The organism is Janthinobacterium sp. JC611, from assembly GCF_018682595.1.
GTDB lineage: Bacteria > Pseudomonadota > Gammaproteobacteria > Burkholderiales > Burkholderiaceae_D > Janthinobacterium.
On sequence record NZ_JAFLJN010000037.1, the window covers coordinates 236,783 to 255,144 of the forward strand.

Annotated in this window: 14 protein-coding genes; 1 reads left to right on the plus strand and 13 read right to left on the minus strand. The window is 64.8% G+C overall.

Annotation, left to right across the window (positions count from 1 at the left end):
• Positions 1-63: 63 nt before the first annotated feature.
• Both J0O65_RS23605 and J0O65_RS23610 read right to left on the minus strand, forming a co-directional pair.
• Complete coding sequence (locus J0O65_RS23605; RefSeq protein WP_215409619.1) at positions 64-3,102, minus strand: CHASE domain-containing hybrid sensor histidine kinase/response regulator family protein; 3,039 nt, start codon at positions 3,100-3,102, stop codon at positions 64-66.
• A gap of 141 nt (positions 3,103-3,243) precedes the next feature.
• Positions 3,244-4,134, minus strand: a complete 891-nt coding sequence (locus tag J0O65_RS23610; RefSeq protein WP_215409620.1) for a LysR family transcriptional regulator — start codon at positions 4,132-4,134, stop codon at positions 3,244-3,246.
• A gap of 109 nt (positions 4,135-4,243) precedes the next feature.
• Between J0O65_RS23610 and J0O65_RS23615 the strand changes: the two genes are divergently transcribed.
• Positions 4,244-5,224, plus strand: coding sequence for a cyclase family protein (locus J0O65_RS23615; protein ID WP_215409621.1), 981 nt, complete (start codon positions 4,244-4,246; stop codon positions 5,222-5,224).
• Positions 5,225-5,235: 11 nt separating this feature from the next.
• On the opposite strand, the gene cobA is transcribed toward J0O65_RS23615, so the two are convergent.
• From cobA to J0O65_RS23670, 11 genes are all read right to left on the minus strand, one after another.
• Positions 5,236-6,000 (minus strand): uroporphyrinogen-III C-methyltransferase, encoded by a 765-nt coding sequence (cobA, locus tag J0O65_RS23620; protein WP_215409622.1) that lies wholly within the window; start codon positions 5,998-6,000, stop codon positions 5,236-5,238.
• Positions 6,001-6,014: 14 nt separating this feature from the next.
• On the minus strand, positions 6,015-7,193 hold the full coding sequence (locus tag J0O65_RS23625) for a CmpA/NrtA family ABC transporter substrate-binding protein (RefSeq protein WP_215409623.1): 1,179 nt from the start codon (positions 7,191-7,193) through the stop codon (positions 6,015-6,017).
• Positions 7,194-7,350: 157 nt separating this feature from the next.
• On the minus strand, positions 7,351-7,989 hold the full coding sequence (locus tag J0O65_RS23630) for an ANTAR domain-containing response regulator (RefSeq protein ID WP_215409624.1): 639 nt from the start codon (positions 7,987-7,989) through the stop codon (positions 7,351-7,353).
• A 75-nt stretch (positions 7,990-8,064) separates the two neighbouring features.
• Positions 8,065-9,564 (minus strand): CoA-acylating methylmalonate-semialdehyde dehydrogenase, encoded by a 1,500-nt coding sequence (locus tag J0O65_RS23635; protein WP_215409625.1) that lies wholly within the window; start codon positions 9,562-9,564, stop codon positions 8,065-8,067.
• Positions 9,565-9,578: 14 nt separating this feature from the next.
• Entirely contained in the window at positions 9,579-10,376 is a 798-nt protein-coding gene (iolB, locus tag J0O65_RS23640; protein WP_215409626.1) for a 5-deoxy-glucuronate isomerase, read from the minus strand.
• On the minus strand, positions 10,373-11,293 hold the full coding sequence (gene iolE, locus J0O65_RS23645; protein WP_215409627.1) for a myo-inosose-2 dehydratase: 921 nt from the start codon (positions 11,291-11,293) through the stop codon (positions 10,373-10,375). Before iolE ends, iolB begins: the two co-directional genes overlap by 4 nt.
• On the minus strand, positions 11,290-13,119 hold the full coding sequence (gene iolD / locus J0O65_RS23650; protein ID WP_215409628.1) for a 3D-(3,5/4)-trihydroxycyclohexane-1,2-dione acylhydrolase (decyclizing): 1,830 nt from the start codon (positions 13,117-13,119) through the stop codon (positions 11,290-11,292). The genes iolE and iolD overlap by 4 nt, the downstream gene beginning before the upstream one ends.
• Positions 13,116-15,062, minus strand: a complete 1,947-nt coding sequence (locus tag J0O65_RS23655; protein WP_215409629.1) for a bifunctional 5-dehydro-2-deoxygluconokinase/5-dehydro-2-deoxyphosphogluconate aldolase — start codon at positions 15,060-15,062, stop codon at positions 13,116-13,118. The genes iolD and J0O65_RS23655 overlap by 4 nt, the downstream gene beginning before the upstream one ends.
• 8 nt (positions 15,063-15,070) lie before the next feature.
• The gene (locus J0O65_RS23660; protein ID WP_215409630.1) at positions 15,071-15,856 is read right to left on the minus strand and encodes an ATP-binding cassette domain-containing protein; all 786 of its coding nucleotides are present in this window, start codon (positions 15,854-15,856) and stop codon (positions 15,071-15,073) included.
• 3 nt (positions 15,857-15,859) lie between these two features.
• Positions 15,860-16,981 carry an ABC transporter permease gene (locus J0O65_RS23665; protein WP_077409079.1) on the minus strand — a complete coding sequence of 374 codons (1,122 nt, stop codon included), beginning with the start codon at positions 16,979-16,981 and terminating at the stop codon, positions 15,860-15,862.
• Between the two features lie 171 nt (positions 16,982-17,152).
• Positions 17,153-18,157, minus strand: a complete 1,005-nt coding sequence (locus J0O65_RS23670) for a sugar ABC transporter substrate-binding protein (protein ID WP_251373947.1) — start codon at positions 18,155-18,157, stop codon at positions 17,153-17,155.
• Positions 18,158-18,362: the final 205 nt, after the last annotated feature.

The following is an 18,362-nucleotide window of genomic DNA, read 5'->3' on the forward strand; positions in this document are numbered from 1 at the left end:
GGTTGCCGCGCCTCCGGCCGGGTGGCCGCAGGCGTCAAACGCATATTATCGCCGCTGCTTGCGTCAGGGGGCGTCGCTGGCGGCAAATTCCATGGAAATTTGTTCCGCCACCTGCGCCAGCGCCGGCCCCAGGGCCGTCAGCAAGGCGCGCGCCTGCGCCAGGTCGCCGCCCAGGCGCAAGCCTTCGATCGACGCGCACAGGCCGGCAAAGGCATGGGCGCCCACGGCCAGCGCCGACGATTTGCTGCGGTGTCCCAGGTCGGCCAGGCGCCCCAGGTCTTCCAGCGCCATGGCCTGCTCCATTTCGGCGATGCCGTCGCGCGCCGTGTCGAGAAACAGCTGGGTGTATTTGCGCATTTTCACGAGATCATTGCTGAACGTGAGCGCCAGGGTGGCCAGGTCGAGGATGGCCGTGTCGCGCAAGTCCGGCGAGCCGTTCGGTGGCGGCGCTTGCGGCACCGCCGCCAGCCTGTCGCCCACGCGCGCATGGCCGATGCCGCCGATGCCGCCACGCAGGCGAAACCATTTCGCCAGCAGGTGAAACAGCAGATTCGGGGCGATCGGCTTGGTCACGAATTCATCCATGCCCGCCGCCAGGCAGCGGGCGCGGTCTTCGCTGCCCGCATTGGCCGTCATGGCGATCACCAGCAGGCCGCTGAGATTCGGGTCGGCGCGGATGCGGCGCGTCGCCTCGAAGCCGTCCATCTCCGGCATCTGCACGTCCATCAGCACGCAGTCATAGCGCTGGCGGGCCAGCAAGTCCAGCGCTTCGCGGCCATTGCAGGCGACGCAGACGGTGGCGCCGGCGTCTTCCAGCAATTCGCAGCCCACCTGCTGGCTGAAGACGTTGTCCTCCACCAGCAGGATGGACGCGCCGCGGATCACGCCCAGCACTTCCGGCTCCACTTCGGCGATGCGCTCGTCGCCCGCCTGCGCGCTTTTCTCCAGGCGCGCCGTGAACCAGAAGGTGCTGCCCAGGCCAGGCTGGCTGTACACGCCCACCTTGCCGCCCATGAGTTCCACCAGCTGCTTGCTGATCACCAGTCCCAGGCCGCTGCCGCCATACTTGCGCGTGGTCGACGGGTCGGCCTGGTGGAAGGAGCGGAACAGCTGCGCCACCTCTTCCTGCTTCATGCCGATGCCGCGGTCCTGCACCTCGAAGCGCAGCATGCCGTGGCTGCCGCGTTCCTCGGACTGGCGCACGCGCACGAAGATGCTGCCATTGTCGGAAAACTTGATGGCGTTGCTGGTCAGGTTCAGCAAGACCTGCTCCAGGCGCAGCGGGTCGCCACGCCAGCGCTGCGGCAGCTCCGGCGCGATATCGAACTGCAGCGCCAGGCCCTTGACGGCGGCCGCATCGCCCAGCTGGCTGGCGACATTCGCCAGCAGCGTGTCGAGACGGAAGTCCAGCACTTCCAGTTCCAGCTTGCCCGCCTCGATCTTGGAAAAATCGAGAATGTCGTTGATCAGGCCCAGCAAATGCTGGCCCGAATGGAAGATTTTCTGCAGATAGTCGCGCTGGCGCGCATCGGCCACCGATTTCAGCGCCAGGTGCGCCATGCCGATGATGCTGTTCATCGGCGTGCGGATCTCATGGCTCATGTTCGACAGGAAGTCGCTCTTGGCCTGACTGGCCGCGTCGGCCTGCTCCTTCAGGCGGTGCAATTCCGTCACGTCGGTGGACAGGCCGATCAGGCCCGTGACGGGGCCGGGCAAGCCCAGCGGCACCTTCACGCTCCACAGGTGATGCACCTGGCCCTGCGCATCGACGAAGCGCTCCTCGCCGACGAACTTGGCGCCGCTGTCGAACACCTGGCGCTCCGTGCGCCGCGCGGACGTCGCCGCATCGCCGAGCATCAACTCGCCATCCTGGCGGCCGATCAGCTGCTCCGCCGGACGGCCCAGTATCTTCGCCGTGCGCGCATTCACGTAGCGGTAGCGCAGGTCGGCATCCTTCATGTAGACGTAGGCGTCGACGCTGTCGAGCACCGTATCGAGCAGGGTGCGCTGCGCCACCGCGTTGCGGCGCGAACGGTACAGGGTAAAGATGTAGCCGTAAATGAGCAGGGTGCCGGCCACGCCGACGGCCAGCGCCAGCCATGGAAAATAGCGGTCGAAGGGGCTGTACAACTCCGCCTTGCGCACGCGGAAATGGGCTTTCCATACGCCGCCGTGATAGGCCACCGGCAGCACCTGGTCGAAGTAAGCCGCATCGCTGCCCGGCTGCGGCGGCGCCGCCGCCAGGTCGCCGTCATCGTTGAACAGCAGGCGGTCCTGCGGCGTGATGGACAGGCTCCCGCTGGCCGGCAAAGGAGCGGCCGCGCTGTACAAGGTCAGGTGCAGCGGTTCCAGGGCGCTGCGTTCGAGCGCGCTGTGCACCAGCTGCGCCACGCCGAAGCCGATGCCGACGGAGCCCTGATAGGCGGCGCGGCGCTCGGCCACGCTGCCTTGCGGCATGCCATTGCGGTACACGGGCAGGCGCATGCCCAGGCCCACATGCGCGGGCGGCCCCTTGATCATGATCACCTGGCCCGATGCTCCAACCTCGCCGCTGTCGCGCGCCTGCGCCAGGGCCTGCGCCACCAGCGGGTTGGCGCCGATATCGACGCCCATGCGCTCGGCCAGCAGGGAATCGGGCTCCAGATAGGTGAGCACCGCGTACTCCGGCCGCTCGCCGGCGGGACGGATGGTGAAGTCGGGATAGCCGCGTGGCGTCAGGCTGGTATCTTTGCGCACGGCCTCGATGAAGGCGGCGCGCTGCGCCGGCGTGACGGCCACCGCGTAGTTGACCGATTCGATGGCGGGAAACTGGCGCGCGATATCGAGGCCGGCCACGTAATCGTGGAACTGGCGGCGCGTCAGCTGCTCGCTGGTGCGGAACAGGGCTTCGAGGCCGCGCAGCAGGTCGGCATAGCTTTTCACGCGCGTTGCCAGGCTATGCTGGGCGCCATGCGTGAGATTGTCGAAGCGCTGTTCGGCGTCGTCATTGACCGTGCGCGCCGCGCCCGCGTACAGGGCGCCGCCCACGGCGCATGCCAGCAGCAAGCCACCCGCCCAGATCCTCACGCCTGGTCCCGCCCCGCCCTTGCTCAAAGTGTGCATTGTCAATCGCTTATTCCGGTTCCTCGAATGGGCGGCGCTGCACCGCCCAGCAGGTACGAGGATACTATCAAAGCCCGCGCCCGACGCGTCCGTACATGAAAAAAAGCGCGCGCCATGGTTGCCAAGGAAAACAACTGGCGCCTAGGCCGCCCGCAGCGCCCCGGCCAGGAAGTCGCAGAAGGCGCGCACCTTTTCCTGCACATGGCGCCCGTCGGGCGTCAGCGCATACACGCCGCGCCTGGCCATGCCATGCGACGGCAGCACGCGCACCAGGGCGCCGCTGGCCAGCAGCGGTGCGGCGACGAATGACGGCAGCGCGCCCACGCCGATGCCCGCCACCAGCATATCGGCCAGCAGCAGGCTGCTGTCGGCGGAAAAACGCACGGGCAGGACGATGCTGCTGCTCCCTTCCGGGCCGGCCAGCTGCCAGACGCCGGGGCTGTCGGCCAGGCGATAGGCCAGGCAATCGTGGCCGTGCAAGTCCTGCGCCTGCCGGGGTGTGCCGCGCCGCGCCAGGTAGGCGGGCGATGCGCAGATCATCTGCTCGACCTCGCCCAGCCGGCGCGCCACCAGGGACGAATCGGCCAGCGCGGCGCGGATGCGCAACGACACGTCATAACCCTCGCCCACCACGTCGCGCAGGCGGTCGTCCAGGGTCATTTCGATTCTCACTTCCGGATAGCGGGCCATGAAGTCCGGCAGCAGCGGCGACAGCACTTTCAAACCGAACGACAGCGGCGCATTCACGCGCAGCCGCCCCGCCACCTTGCCGGCGCAGCCGCGCGTGGCCAGTTCCAGCGCGTCGATTTCATCGAGCAGGCGGCAGCATTCAAGATAATAGGCGCGCCCCGCATCCGACAGGCTCATACGCCGTGTCGTGCGCACCAGCAGCAGCGTCGCCAGATGCGCCTCCAGCTGGCGCACCTGCTTGCTGATGGCGGCCGCCGACTGGTTCAGGTCCAGCGCCGCCTTGCTGAAGCTGTCGCGCTCGACCACCTTGCGAAACACGCGCATGTGCGCCAGGACATCCATGATTCTTTCCATTTGGTTGAATATCTTATTATTTTATCGCTGATTATCATTTGAATTGAAAATAATATGATGGTGGCTTCTTCATTCATGTCACGCAAGGAGTACCCCCATGTTCAAACCATCCGCCACCCTGACGACCCTGCTGCTGGCCCTGCTGGCAGGGACAGGGCAAGCCGCCCTGCCCGAGGTGGGAATCAGCCCCTGGGGACCGAAAGATGAAATCGGCCGCCTGAACCTGATGACGCCGGCCTCGCGCGCCGCCATCCTGGCGCGCATCGACGGCGGCAAGAGCTATGACCTGGCCGTCGATTTCTATGTCGGCATGCCCAGCTGGCAGGCGGCAGGCGACCCGCCCTACCAGATGTGGATGACGCACACGCCGAAGGGCAACGTGGTGGCCGATTCCATGCAGGTGGGCGAACAGATGAACCGCCACGTCAGTTACACGGGCTCGGCCGTGTCCATGTATGCGCACATGGGCACGCACATCGACGCGCTCAACCACTTCGGCCTGAACGGCAAGATCTGGAATGGTTTTACGGAAGAGCAATACCTGGGCGACCGGGGCTGGACCGTGACCGGCGCGGAAAAGCTGCCGCCCATCGTCGCGCGCGGCGTGCTGATCGACGTGGCCATGGCCAAGGGCTTGTCGCAGCTGCCCGACAATTACCGCGTCACGCGGCAAGACTTGCGCGCCGCGCTGGCGCAACAGAAGGTGACGCTGGAAAAAGGCGACGTGGTACTGATACGCACGGGCCGCATGCAGCACTATGAACAGGCGCAAGCCTACATGGCCAATCCGCCCGGCCTGTCGCTGGACGCGGCGAAATTCCTCGTCGAAGACGGCGGCGCCATGGTGGTGGGCGCGGACAACCTCAGTTTCGAGGCGTTCCCGTCCGAAGTGGCGGGCAATTACCTGCCCGTGCACACCTACCTGCTGGCACAGCAAGGCGCGCCCATCCTGGAACTGGTCGACCTGGAAGCCTTGTCGCGCGACAAGGTCTACCAGTTCGCCTTCATCGGCGCCTCATTGAAATTCCGCGGCGGCGACGCGGCGCCCATCCGTCCCGTGGCCCTGCCGATCCGCTAAATTCCGCCGGATCACACGGTCGCCGCCAGCAAGGCGCCATGGTCATCCCAGGCATCGGCGCAGCGCACCACGTCGCCCACGACGATGATGCTGGGGCTGCCCAGGCCGCTGGCCTGCAAGTCGGCGGGCAAATCCCGCAAAGTACTCAGCAACTGGCGCTGCGCCGGCAAGCTGGCCGATTGCACCACGGCCACGGGTGTGCCGGGCGCCATGCCGCCGGCCAGCAAGCCGGCCTGGATGGCCGCCACCCTGGCCACGCCCATGTAGATGACGAGGGTGAGCTTGCTCTGCGCCAGGGCAGCCCAGTTCGGCTCGGAAGCGCTGTCCTTGCCGTGTCCCGTGACGAAAATGGCGCCCTGGCTCCAGCCGCGGTGCGTCAGCGGCACGCCGATGCCGGACGGCGCGGCCAGGCCGCTGCTGATGCCCGGTATCGCCTCGACGGCCACGCCGTGGCTGCGCAGATAGGCGCGCTCTTCGCCGCCGCGCCCGAACAGATACGGGTCGCCCCCTTTCAGGCGCACCACGTGCAGGCCGGCGCGCGCTTCGGCCAGCATCAGGCGCTCGATGAAGGCTTGCGGCGTGGAAGCGCAGCCGCCCCGCTTGCCCACCTCGACCACGCGCGCGCCGGGCGCCGCATGCGCGAGGATGGCCGGGTTGACGAGGTCGTCGATCAGCACCACGTCGGCCCGGGCGATGGCTTTTGCCGCCTTGATGGTCAGCAGGTCCGGGTCGCCGGGACCGGCGCCGACCAGGGTCACGCTTCCAAGTTGCGCCATGATGAACTCTCCAATCAGAAAAAATGGCCGATGGCAAACGATGCCGCATACGCTTCCGGCGCGCTGCCGTCCCACACGACGCCGTCGCACAGGGTCGAACTGCGCATCGGTGAGGCCGGCAAGGGCGTGGCCGTCATTTCCGCCGCCTGGCGATACAGGTCGAGGCGGTTGACTTGCCTTGCCACCGCCAGGTAATCGGGCTCGTCGCGCAGCAAGCCCCAGCGCCGGTGCTGGGTCATGAACCACATGCCGTCGGACAGGTAGGGGAAATTCACGGCGCCGTCCTGGTGGAAGCGCAAACCGTGCGCCTCGTCCCAGGTCTTGCCCAGCCCATCCTGGTAATGGCCGAGGATGCGCGGCGCCAGCATTTCCTGCGGTGTATTCAGATAAGCAGGCTCAGCGAGAGTGGCCGCCATGGCCAGCCGGTTGGCGTCGCTGGCGTCGATCCAGCGCCCCGCCTCGAGCACGGCGGCGATCAGGGCGCGGCAGCTGTTCGGATGCGCGTGCGCAAACGCGGCGCTGGTGCCCAGCACCTTGCCCGGATGGTCGGGCCAGATGGCGCCGCTGGTCGTGGCCGTCACGCCCACGCCGTCGACGATGGCCTTGTAGCCCCACGGTTCGCCGGCGCAAAAGCCATCCATCTGGCCCGCGCGCAAGGCCGCCACCATCTGCGATGGCGGCACGGTCATCACGCGCGCATCGCGCAGCGGATCGATGCCGTGCGCGGCCAGCCAGTATTGCAGCAACATCGCGTGGTTGCCGGTCGGAAAAGTATGCGCGAACGCAAAAGGCCGCGCCGCGCCGCGCATGTGCCGCGCCAGGGTGAGGCCGTCGTGCACGCCTACACGCGCCAGCGCGGCCGACAATGTCACGGCCTGGCCGCTGTGATTGAGGTTCATCAGCACGGCCATGTCCTTCTGCTGCCCGCCGATGCCCATCTGCACGCCATACACGAGACCGTACAACACGTGGGCAGCGTCGAGTTCGCCGTTATTCAATTTGTCGCGCACGCCGGCCCACGACATCTCCCGGCTCAGTTCGATCTTGATGCCGTATTTCTCGTCCAGGCCCAGCTTCGACGCCATCACCAGCGAGGCGCAATCGGTCAGCGGCAGGTAGCCGATGCGTATCGTCTGCTTTTCCGGCTGCAGGGGCCGCATCGTGTGGGCAGTGGCGCCCGCTTGCTGTGTCATACCATTCCTTGCTGATAAGTACTGTTTTGCCGCGCCGACATGGGCAAGGTCATGCCCATCCAGCAGCAAGGACCGTGCCTGTGCATGCGCTGTCCGAGCCAACTGGAGACGCACCGGAATGGTGCGTTGCACCAGCATGTATCAGGAAATGGACGATTCATCCCAGCAAGTCCTCCACGTCGAGGATACGCTGGGCAATGTCCGCCAGCTTCAATTTCTTGTTCATGGCCATGCTGCGCAAGCGCTGGTAAGCCTGGTCTTCCGTCAAGCCGTGATGCGTCATCAACAGGCCCTTGGCCCGCTCGATCACCTTGCGCTCAAACAGCTTGTGCCGCGTGTCGAGCAATTCGGCGCGCAGTTTTTCTTCCTGGCGAAAGCGCGCCAGCGCCACGTTAAGCACGGGCAAGATGCGCTCGGCCTGCAAGCCGGCCACGATATAGGCGGATACGCCGGCCGCCATGGCCGCGTCGATGCTGGCCGTGGCGCCGTCTTCCGTGAACAGGACGATGGGGCGGCGCTCGTCGCGCGTGGCGATGACGATGTGCTCGAGCACGTCGCGCGCATCCGATTCGGCGTCGATGATGATGAGATCAGGCTGCAGTTGCGCGATGCGCTCGGGGAGGTAGAGGTCGGCTGGCAGCGAGGCGACGATGTCGAAGCCCGATTCCAGCAAGCCGATGCGCAAGGCATTGCCGCGCAGTACCTGGGCAGCCAGGGCCGCATCCGCGTGCACGCCGTGCTCGACAATAGTGTTGACGACAACGATGCGCAAAGGCTGGGTACGGCTGGACGTCATGGGAGCGATCTGCAATGGCTAAACGATTAGCCATTGCAGTAAGCAAGAAACGAACCAGATGGCTTTACAACTGGCTTACTTCAAGGTCGGCATGGCGAATTCCGCCCCGGCCGCCGTCGAGGCCGGCCAGCGCTGCGTCACGGCCTTCTGTTTCGTGTAGAAACGCACCGATTCCGGGCCATGCGCGTGGTGGTCGCCGAACAGGCTGCGCTTCCAGCCGCCGAAGCTGTGGAAGGCCATCGGCACAGGAATCGGCACGTTGACGCCGACCATGCCCACCTGCACGCGGTGCGTGTATTCGCGCGCCGTGTTGCCGTCGCGCGTGTAGATGGCCGTGCCGTTGCCATACTCATGCGCATTGACCAGGTCCAGCGCGCTGGCGAAATCGGGCACGCGCACGATGCACAGGACGGGGCCGAAGATTTCCTCTTTGTAGATCGTCATCTCCGGCGTGACGTGGTCGAACAGGCTGCCGCCGAGGAAAAAGCCGTGCTCGTGGCCGGGCAAGACGAAGCCGCGCCCGTCGGCCACCAGCCTGGCGCCTTCCTTGACGCCCGTGGCGATGTAGCCGGCGATCTTGTCCTTGTGCGCCTGCGTCACCACCGGCCCCATCTCGGCCGACAGATCCATGCCCTGCGTGATCTTTAAGGCCGCGATGCGCGGCACCAAGGCTTCCACCAGCTGGTCGGCCACATTGCCCACCGCCACGACGACGGAAATGGCCATGCAGCGCTCGCCGGCCGAGCCGAACGCCGCGCCCATCAGCGCGTCCACCGTCTGCGCAATGTCCGCGTCCGGCATGACGACCATGTGGTTTTTCGCGCCGCCCAGGGCTTGCACGCGCTTGCCCTGCGCGCAACCGGTGGCGTAGATGTATTCGGCGATCGGCGTGGAACCGACGAAGCTGACGGCGCGCACGTCCGGGTGGTGCAGCAAGCCATCCACGGCCTCCTTGTCGCCCTGCACCACGTTGAAGACGCCGTCCGGCAAGCCCGCATCCGTCAACAGCTGCGCCAGCAGCAGGCTGGCCGACGGGTCGCGCTCCGACGGCTTTAATACAAACGTATTGCCGCAGGCGATCGCCATCGGGAACATCCACATCGGCACCATCACGGGGAAGTTGAACGGCGTGATGCCGACGCAGACGCCGAGCGCCTGGCGGATCGACCAGGCGTCGATGCCGCCGGCCACCTGTTCCGAATATTCGCCCTTCATCATCTGCGGGATGCCGCAGGCAAACTCCACCACTTCGATGCCGCGCGTCACTTCCCCTTTCGCATCCGTGAACACCTTGCCGTGTTCACGCGTGATCAGTTCGGCCAGCTGGTCGGCATGCTCTTCCAGCAATTCCTTGAACTTGAACATGACGCGCGCGCGGCGCAGCGGCGAGGTCTGCGACCAGGCGGGAAAGGCCGCGTGGGCGGCGGCCACGGCCGCGTTCAACTCGGCAGGCGTCGCCAGCGCCACCCTGGCGCTCACGGCGCCCGTGGCGGGGTTAAAAACGTCGCTCGTGCGCTCGGAGCGCGAGGCCATGGGGTTGCCACCAATAAAGTGGCCAATCATCGGGGTCGTCATTGTCTTGTCCTTGCTTATTTCGTCATCAGCCAGTCATGGGCCGGGTCGTTTTTAAAATGCCACACGCGTCGCGGGCCGGCCATCACGTTCAGGTAATAGCCGTCGTAGCCATACGGCACGGTGACGGGGTGGTAGCCGCGCGGCACCATCACCACGTCGTGGTTTTCCACGGCCATGGCCTCGTCGAGGGAACGGTCGTCCGTGTAGACCCGTTGATACGCAAAACCCTGCTCCGGGTGCAGGCGGTGGTAATACGTTTCTTCCAGCGAACTTTCCAGCGGAATATTGTCGCTGTCGTGCTTGTGCGGCGGATAGCTGGACGAGTGGCCGGACGGCGTGACCACCTCGACCACCAGCAAGCCATCGGCCTCGGCCGTCTGCGGCAGGATGTCGCACACATAACGGGTATTGGCGCCCTTGCCGCGCACCGAGCGCGTCATGGAAGCTGGCTCGATCAGGCGCGCCGGACGGTGCTTGGTGGCCGGCGCACTGCACAGCGCCACTTCCGCATTGCCCACGGCCGTGATGCCGACGGATGTTTCCAGCGGCACATACACGGCATGGGGCGAGACGTCGTCAAACACGCTCTGGCGATTGCCGATGGCGTCCCAGGTCTGTTCACCGGCCCGCACCGTCACCGTGCCCGTCAGCACGACGAGGCACAGTTCGCGGCGGCCCGTTTCCAGATTCAGACTCTCGCCGGCCGCCAGACGATGCGCGGCGAAGCCCACGTGCGTCCAGCCGGCGGACTCTGGCGTGACTTCGACGATCTTGCCGCCGGTCTTGGCCGCTTTGACCAGCAGCGGGCTCATGCCGCCTCCCGTTTCAAGCGCGGAATCGCGTCAACCAGGCGCGCCAGGTAATCGTGGCCCATCTTCGCATATTGATAGCTGGGCGCGACGGCCGGGTCCTGCTCCGCCTCCACCACCAGCCAGCCCGCGTAGCCATGCAGATACAGCCGCGTGAGGATGGCGGGAAAGTCGATGCAGCCGTCGCCGGGCACGCTGAAGGCGCCATTGATGACGGCCTGCAGGAAGCTCCAGTGGCCATTCCTCGCCAGTTTCACCACGTTGGGGCGCACGTCCTTGCAATGCACGTGGCAGATGCGGTCGATGTGCTTGTTCAAGACCGCCAGCGCGTCGCCGCCGGCAAACGTGATGTGGCCCGTGTCGAACAGCAAGCCGACCTCGGCCCCCGTCAAGGCCATCAACTGGTCCACGTCGGCCGGCGTTTCCACGTAGGCGCCCATGTGGTGGTGGTAGGCCAGGCGCACGCCGTGGTCGAGCAAGTGTTGCGCAAAGGCCGTCAATTTGTCGGCGTAATCCTGCCATTGCCGCTGCGACTGGAAACGCGGGCGCTTATATAAAGGCCGCGCTTCGCCCTGGATGGCGTCGGCCACTTCGCCGTACACCATGACGCTGGCGCCGCTGTCGGCAAGTAAATGTAAATGCGATTGGACTGCTGCGATCTCTTCCTCGACGGAGCGGTGCGCCAGGCGGCCCGAATACCAGCCGGAGACGCAGGCGAGATGGTATTTGCCCAGCACGGCGTTCAGGGCCGGGGCATCTTTCGGAAACTTGTTGCCCAGTTCAAACCCCACATAGCCGATCTCGGCGCCCTCTTTTAAAGCAGTTTCCAGCGGCGTCTCGCCGCCCAGGCTGGGCAAATCGTCGTTCATCCACGAGATCGGATTGATGCCGATCTTCACATTCCATGTTGGTGCGTTCATTGTTGTTGTCCTTGGCGGTCGAGTTCATAACGGGCGCGGGCAAGCTGCACGCCGGGCTGGGTGGAGACCTCGGGCACGGCCACTTCCCACCAGCAGCCGCCCTCCTGCGTCGTGCGCGTGGCGTCCGTGTCGATGCAGATCAGATACGTGCGCGAAGCATCCCGGGCGCGCAGCATGGCCTGTTCCAGCTCGGCGATGTTGGCCACGTGCTCGGACAGCGCCCCCAGCGCTTGCGCATGCAGGGCGAAGTCGATACGCGGTGCGCCGTCGGGCAACATATTGTTGAACGAGGCGTTGCCGCAGGCCTGCTGCAAGCGGTTGATGCAGCCGTAGCCCCGGTTGTCGAGCACGACGATGATGAGTTTTTTGTCGAGCATGACGGAGGTGGCGATTTCCGAATTCATCATCAGATAGCTGCCGTCGCCCACCATGACGATCACCTCGGCATCGGGTTTCGCCATCTTGACGCCGAGGCCGCCCGCGATTTCATAGCCCATGCACGAGTAGCCGTATTCCATGTGGTAGCCGCCCGGTGTGCTTGTCCGCCACAGCTTGTGCAGTTCGGCCGGCAAGGTGCCCGCCGCGCAGACGACGATGTCGCGCACAACAGAATCCGGCGCCGAGCGCTGCACGGCGCCGATGACTTCGCCGTCGTACGGCAAGCCGGCCACGTCCCGTTTTCCCGTGATCGCCAGCACGGTGGCGCGCCAGGCATTCGCCTCCTGCCGCGCGCGCTCCAGCCACTGGCCCGCGCTGTGCCAGCCGCCCAGCAGCCGCGACAGTCCCTGCAAGCCCAGTGTCGCGTCCGCCTGTACACCGAGGCCGCGGCGCTTCAGGGCGTCAAAACTGTTGACGTTCAGGCTGACCAGTTGCGCCTGCGCAAACAGGGAATTCGAGCCCGTCGTGAAATCCTGCAGGCGCGTGCCGACGGCCAGCACCACGTCGGCCTGCGCCGCCAGCGCGTTGGCGGCGGGCGAACCGGTGACGCCGATGGCGCCCAACTGCAAGGGATGGTCCCACGGCAAGCTGCTCTTGCCGGCCTGGGTTTCCGCCACGGGGATGCCGTGGCGCTCGGCGAACGCCCGCAGCGCGGCGCCGGCCTGGCCATACAGCACGCCGCCGCCGGCGACGATCAGCGACTGTTTCGCCTCTTTCAACAGTGCGGCAGCCTCTTCCAGCTCCTGCTCGACGGGCGGCACGGCGCGGAAACGCACGCTGCGCGGTTCGAAAAAGTCGGCCGGATAGTCATATGCCATCGTTTGCACGTCTTGCGGCAGGGACAAGGTGACGGGACCGCAGGCGGCCGGGTCCGTCAAGGCGGCGATGGCCCGTGGCAAGGCGGTCAGCAACTGTTCCGGATAGACGATGCGGTCGAAGTAACGCGACAGCGGCTTGAAGGCATCGTTGACGGACACGCTGCCGTCGCCGGCGTCTTCCAGCTGCTGCAAGACCGGGTCCGGCGCGCGCGAGACGAACACGTCGCCGGGCAACAGCAAGACCGGCAGGCGATTCACGTGCGCCAGCGCGGCGGCCGTCAGCAAATTGGTGGCGCCGGGGCCGATGGAACTGGTGACGGCTAGCATGCGCCGGCGCATGTGGGCTTTCGCATAGGCGATGGCCGCATGCGCCATCGCCTGTTCGTTGTGCGCGCGGTAGGTGGGCAAGGATTCCCGGTACTGGTACAGCGCCTCGCCGATGCCGGCCACATTGCCGTGGCCAAAGATGGCGAAGGCGCCGCCGAACAAAGACTGGCCGTCCTCCGTACGCAATACCGACAGATAACGCACCAGGGCCTGCGCCATGGTCAAGCGGATCGTCGTCTTCATGCGGCACGCTCCAGGCGGTTGCGCGTGCGCTGCCACAGGGAAATGAGCTGCTCGAAGTTGGCGCGCACGGCGGCGATCAGGGCCGCATCGTCCAGCTCGCCGGCCAGCCAGCGGCGGCTCGGTTCCTGGAAGATGGTGCGGCCCACCATGAAGCCGCGGCAGGTGCTGCTGGCACTGGCCTGTTCAAAACTGTCGGCCAGGGCGGCGATGGGCGCGTTCAGGCCAAGTAATACCACGCCACGGCAATACGGATCGCGCTCCTGCACCAGGGCATCGATCGCTTGCCATTGCTTGGCCGACATGCTTTCCAGCTTCCACCATTCCGGATAGATGCCCAGGTTGTACAGCCGTTTCACCGCGCGATACACGGTGTCTTCACTTTGCGGCAAGGCGTCCGACGGTATGACTTCGAGCAACAGTTCGTGACCGCTCACTTGCGCCGCGTCATACAGGGCCTTGATCTGCGCTTCCTGTTCCAATCGGTTTTCCACGGCGTCGTCCGGATGCAGTTGCACCAGGCACTTGATCACGTGTTCCTTCGGCCAGCTGAGCAAATGCGAACCGATGGAGCGGCCCCAATCGAATTGCAGCGGATTCGAACCCGGCAATTCCACGGGCCGGCCTATCCACCAGCCGCGCCCCGTCGCGTCATTGAGCGCATCGACGCCATAACGGCCATCGATCAGCACGCCCGTCTTGCCGGCCAGATGCAAGGCCGCTTCCGTCTGCGCCACGGCTTGCACCATCAATTGTTTCAAGGCCGAAATGGCCGCTTCGGGCGCGCCCGTCTGTTGCGCCAGCTCAAAGAATTGTGTGCGGTGATCGAAGGCAAACACGCACAGCTCATTCCATTGCTTGCGCGCCACCGTCGTGCGGTGCAGGCGCGCCAGGGTCGCGTCCTGGTCGGGACGGCTCAGCGTGGCCGCGTTGGCGAGAAAATAGTCGAGCTCGACGGGCGATGGCATGGCCGGCGCGCAGCCGTGGCGCGACACGACGAGGGCGCCGCAGCCATTCGCGTAGCGGCAGCACGCCGCGTAATCCTCGCCGCGCAGCCAGCCTTTCAGGAATCCCGACAGGAAGGCGTCGCCCGCGCCCAGCACGTTGAGCACGTCCACGCGCACGCCGCGGTAGTTATACGCATCGTCGAGACTGGCCGGCACCACATTGTCGATGACGGCGCTGCCCAGCGGCCCGCGCTTGACGACCAGGGTCGCCAGGGTGGCGGCCCGCACGGCGCGCAAGCTGGCCATGATGTCCGCGCCGCCGCCGGCGATCATGAATTCCTCTTCCGTGCCGACGATCAGGTCGAACAGCGGCAGGATCGCCTGCAAGTGGCTGGTCACGCCTTCGTTCGAGACGAAACGCGTTTCGCCATCGGCCTTGCCCGACAAGCCCCACAGCACGGGCCGGTAATCGATGTCGAGCACGGTGCGCACGTTGTTGGCGCGGGCCAGTTGCAGGGCCTGGGTGCTGACGGCGTGCATGGCGGACGTGGAAAAATGCGTGCCGGTGATCAGCAGCGACTTGCTCGACGCGATGAAGGCCGCATCCACCGACTCGGGGTCGATGGCCATGTCGGCGCAATTTTCACGGTAAAAAATCAGGGGAAACGTGTTTTTATCCTTGATGCCCAGCATCACCAGGGCCGTGAGGCGCTCGCGGTCGATGCCGACATGGCTGACGTCGCAACCCTCCCGCGACAGGGTATCCGTCAAGAAACGTCCCATGTGGTCGTCGCCCACCTTCGACAGCATGGCCGACTTCAAGCCCAGGCGGGCCGTGCCGAAGGCGATGTTCGCCGACGAGCCGCCCAGGTATTTGGCGAAACTGGTCGCGTCTTCCAGCGAGCTGCCGATCTGCTGCGCGTACAGATCCACGGCCAGGCGGCCCAGGCAGATCACGTCCAGCGCGCGGCCCTGGGCAAATTGTGTGGAATTATTCATGGCTATCCTTAAATCGTGACACCGTCGAGTTCACTCATCAGCGTTTGCATTTCCGCACCGCCCGCCATCATGTCGAGTACTTCATCCTTGGAAACGGTTTCCTTGGTGTAAGTGCCCAGCGACTTGCCCCGGTTCAAGAGGGTGAACGAGTCGCCCACGGGGTAGGCGTGGTGCACGTTGTGGGTAATAAAGATCACGGACAAGCCCCGTTCGCGCGCCTTGTAGATCAGTTTCAACACATTGAACGATTGTTTCACGCCCAAGGCCGCCGTTGGCTCGTCGAGAATCAGCACGCGCGCGCCGAAGTGGATGGCGCGGGCGATGGCCAGGCATTGCCGCTCGCCGCCCGACATGGTGCCCACGGCCTGGTGCGGATCACGCACCATGATGCCCATTTCAGCCAGCTTGTCGCGCGCCGTGGTGGCCGCGTACTCCATATCCATCACGGGCAGCACGCCAAACATTTTACGGATCGGCTCGCGGCCCATGAAGAAATTGCGCGCCACGGACAGCAAGGGCACCAGCGCCAGATCCTGGTAGACGGTGGCCACGCCCAGGTCGAGCGCTTCCTTCGGCGAATTGAAGCTGACGGGCTGGCCATCGACCAGATACTGCCCATCGGTGGGCCGGTGCACGCCTGCCAGGGTCTTGATCAGGGTCGACTTGCCGGCGCCGTTATCACCGAGCAGGCAGTGCACTTCGCCCGGCTTCAGGCGCAGGGTGACGTTTTGCAGGGCGATGACGGAGCCGAAACGTTTGCTGATGTTTTCCAGCGCAAGGATGTATTCGCTCATGGCTTATCTCGCTTCCGTGACACGCGCACGGACAAAGTTGTTGAACAGTACCGCGATCAGCAGCATGACGCCGAGGAAGACGCGGAACCAGTCCGAATTGATATTGGTATACGTAATGCCGATCTGCACCACGCCAAAGATCAGCGCGCCGAAGCAGGCGCCGACGACGGAACCGTAGCCGCCCGTCAGCAAGGCGCCGCCGATGACGGCCGCGATAATGGCTTCGAATTCCTTTTGCATGCCGCGGTCGGCGGCGGCCGAGCCCACGTCAAATACTTGCAGCGTGGCAAACAGGCAGGCGCAGAAGGCCGTGAAGACAAACAGCGATACCTTGATGGTTTTCACGGGCACGCCCACGTTCTTGGCCGCGTTGGCGTCGCCGCCGACGGCGAAGATCCAGTTGCCGATGCGGGTGCGGGCCAGGACGAAGCCGGACACCAGCGCCAGGCCGGCCCACCAGACGATGACCTTGGGGATGCCCTTGACCAATGGCGCGCCATTGTCGAGCGCCGTGATCCAGCCCGCCTTGGCCATCCAGGCGAACAGCGAGGTGCCCACTTCGCCATGGAACAGGGTCATGGCCAGCCAGTCGTCGGCCGCCAGCGCGCCGATGCCGCTGACGATGGTGCGGTTGGCAAACATGATGGACAGGGCCAGGGTCAGGCCGCGCAGGATGAACAGGAAGGCCAGGGTGACGATAAACGAAGGCAAGCGCGTCTTGATGACCAGGTAGCCGTTGAGCCAGCCCAGCGCCATCGAACCGGCAAAGGCGAACAGGATGGCGGCCCACACGGGCCAGTGGAAGTAGACGGAAGGGATGGCGATCATCATGCCGGCAAAGCCGATCATGGAGCCGATCGACAGGTCGAATTCGCCGGCGATCATCAATACGCAGGCACCGATGGCGATGATGCCCAGGTAGGCGGCCACTTGCGCCCAGTTGATCACGCCATCGAGGTTGAACATGCCGGAGTCGCCGGCCGTCAGGATAAAGAAGGCGAACACCAGGATGGCGCCCGAGATCGAGGCGAATTCCGGGCGGCTGAACAGCCGCTTGAGCCAGCTGACCTGCCCCACGCGCTCATCAAACCCCTGCTTTTGCGGCGGCGTGCCCGAGGCGGCCATGCCACCCTGCTCCACGCTTAATTTCACGGTACTCATGCTATGTCTCCCTTGTTTTATAGCAACCTACCAGCCTCGACAACAATTCCAGGGCGGCAGGACCCGCGCGCCGGCAAGCATGGCCTGCGCGCGGGGACAACGACTAAGGTCTTGATTGAACTGAAAAGCGGGGGCTTAACGGAACTGGCCGGCGTATTTCTCTACTTTGCCGATATTGTCCTTGGTGACATACCCAGGACCGGAACCGATATGGCGCGGGCCATACGATGGCGCCAGGCCATATTCGGCCAGGCGCGCCTTGAACTTGGCGTTATTCATCAGCTTTTCGCGCACCTTGGCCAGGTCCGTCGTCTTGTCCTGCTTCATGATGGCCAGCACGGCAACTGGGATATAGCCTTGCAGGTAGGGTTGCTGATCGATGGCGAACTGGATGCTGCCATCCTTGATGCCTTTCGAGATTTCATCGGACAGGTCGAACGTGGCGAACCACATCTTGCCCTTCAAGCCCATTTTTTCCAGTGCCTTCAGGGAGGCGTGGGCGGACGTGGGTCCCAGCGCAAGCACGGCCTGGGTTTTCGGATTGTTGCGCAGGTAGGCGCTCAACTTGCTTTCGATGGTGGTCGGATCCTCGCCCGCATCCAAGGTGGCGGCCTTGAAATCGACGCCGATGGCCTCGGCAAAGCCGCGGCAACGCTCGAACGACGATGGGTTCGTCGCGTAATGGTTCACGCAAACGAAGGACTTGATGCCGGCCGCCTTGGCTTTTTCGCCGGCGCCCTTGCCTGCCTCGTATTCAGGCTGGCCCACGTGCATCACGGCGCCCAACTGCTCGCTTTGCGCCAGGGTGCCGGAATTGATCGTGACGAATGGAATCTTCTTGGCAGCAACGAGGCCCAGCGGCTTTTGCAGCACGCTGAAGTCGGCGATGCTGACGATCACGCCGTCGTAGTTGCGGGCCGCCGATTGCTCGACCAGGCGCGCCATGTCGGCCAGGTCGCCATTCGGCGGATTGCGGTAGTCGACGGTGACATTGAAGTCTTCGCCTGCTTGTTTGACGGAATTTTTGATCGTATTCCACCAGGAATCGGAATCAGGCGCATGGCTGATCAGCACGAATTTCTCGCCCGCCGCGTGGCTGGCGCTCATGCCCAGCCCCAGTCCCAGGCCGAGGCCCAGCATGGCCAGGCTCTTCAGAAATCCCTTACGCTTATTGCTTTGCATGAATGTCTCCTTGAAGGATTAATTTTTATAGTTGCCAGCTTTTGTCGCGTGTCAGCGGGGAGCCGGAAAACCGGCAAGACCCGATGCACTGCGCACAGCTTAGGCCACAAAAAAGACAAATGCAATAAAATTTTCAAAAATAATTTAAATAGAAATTCATTTC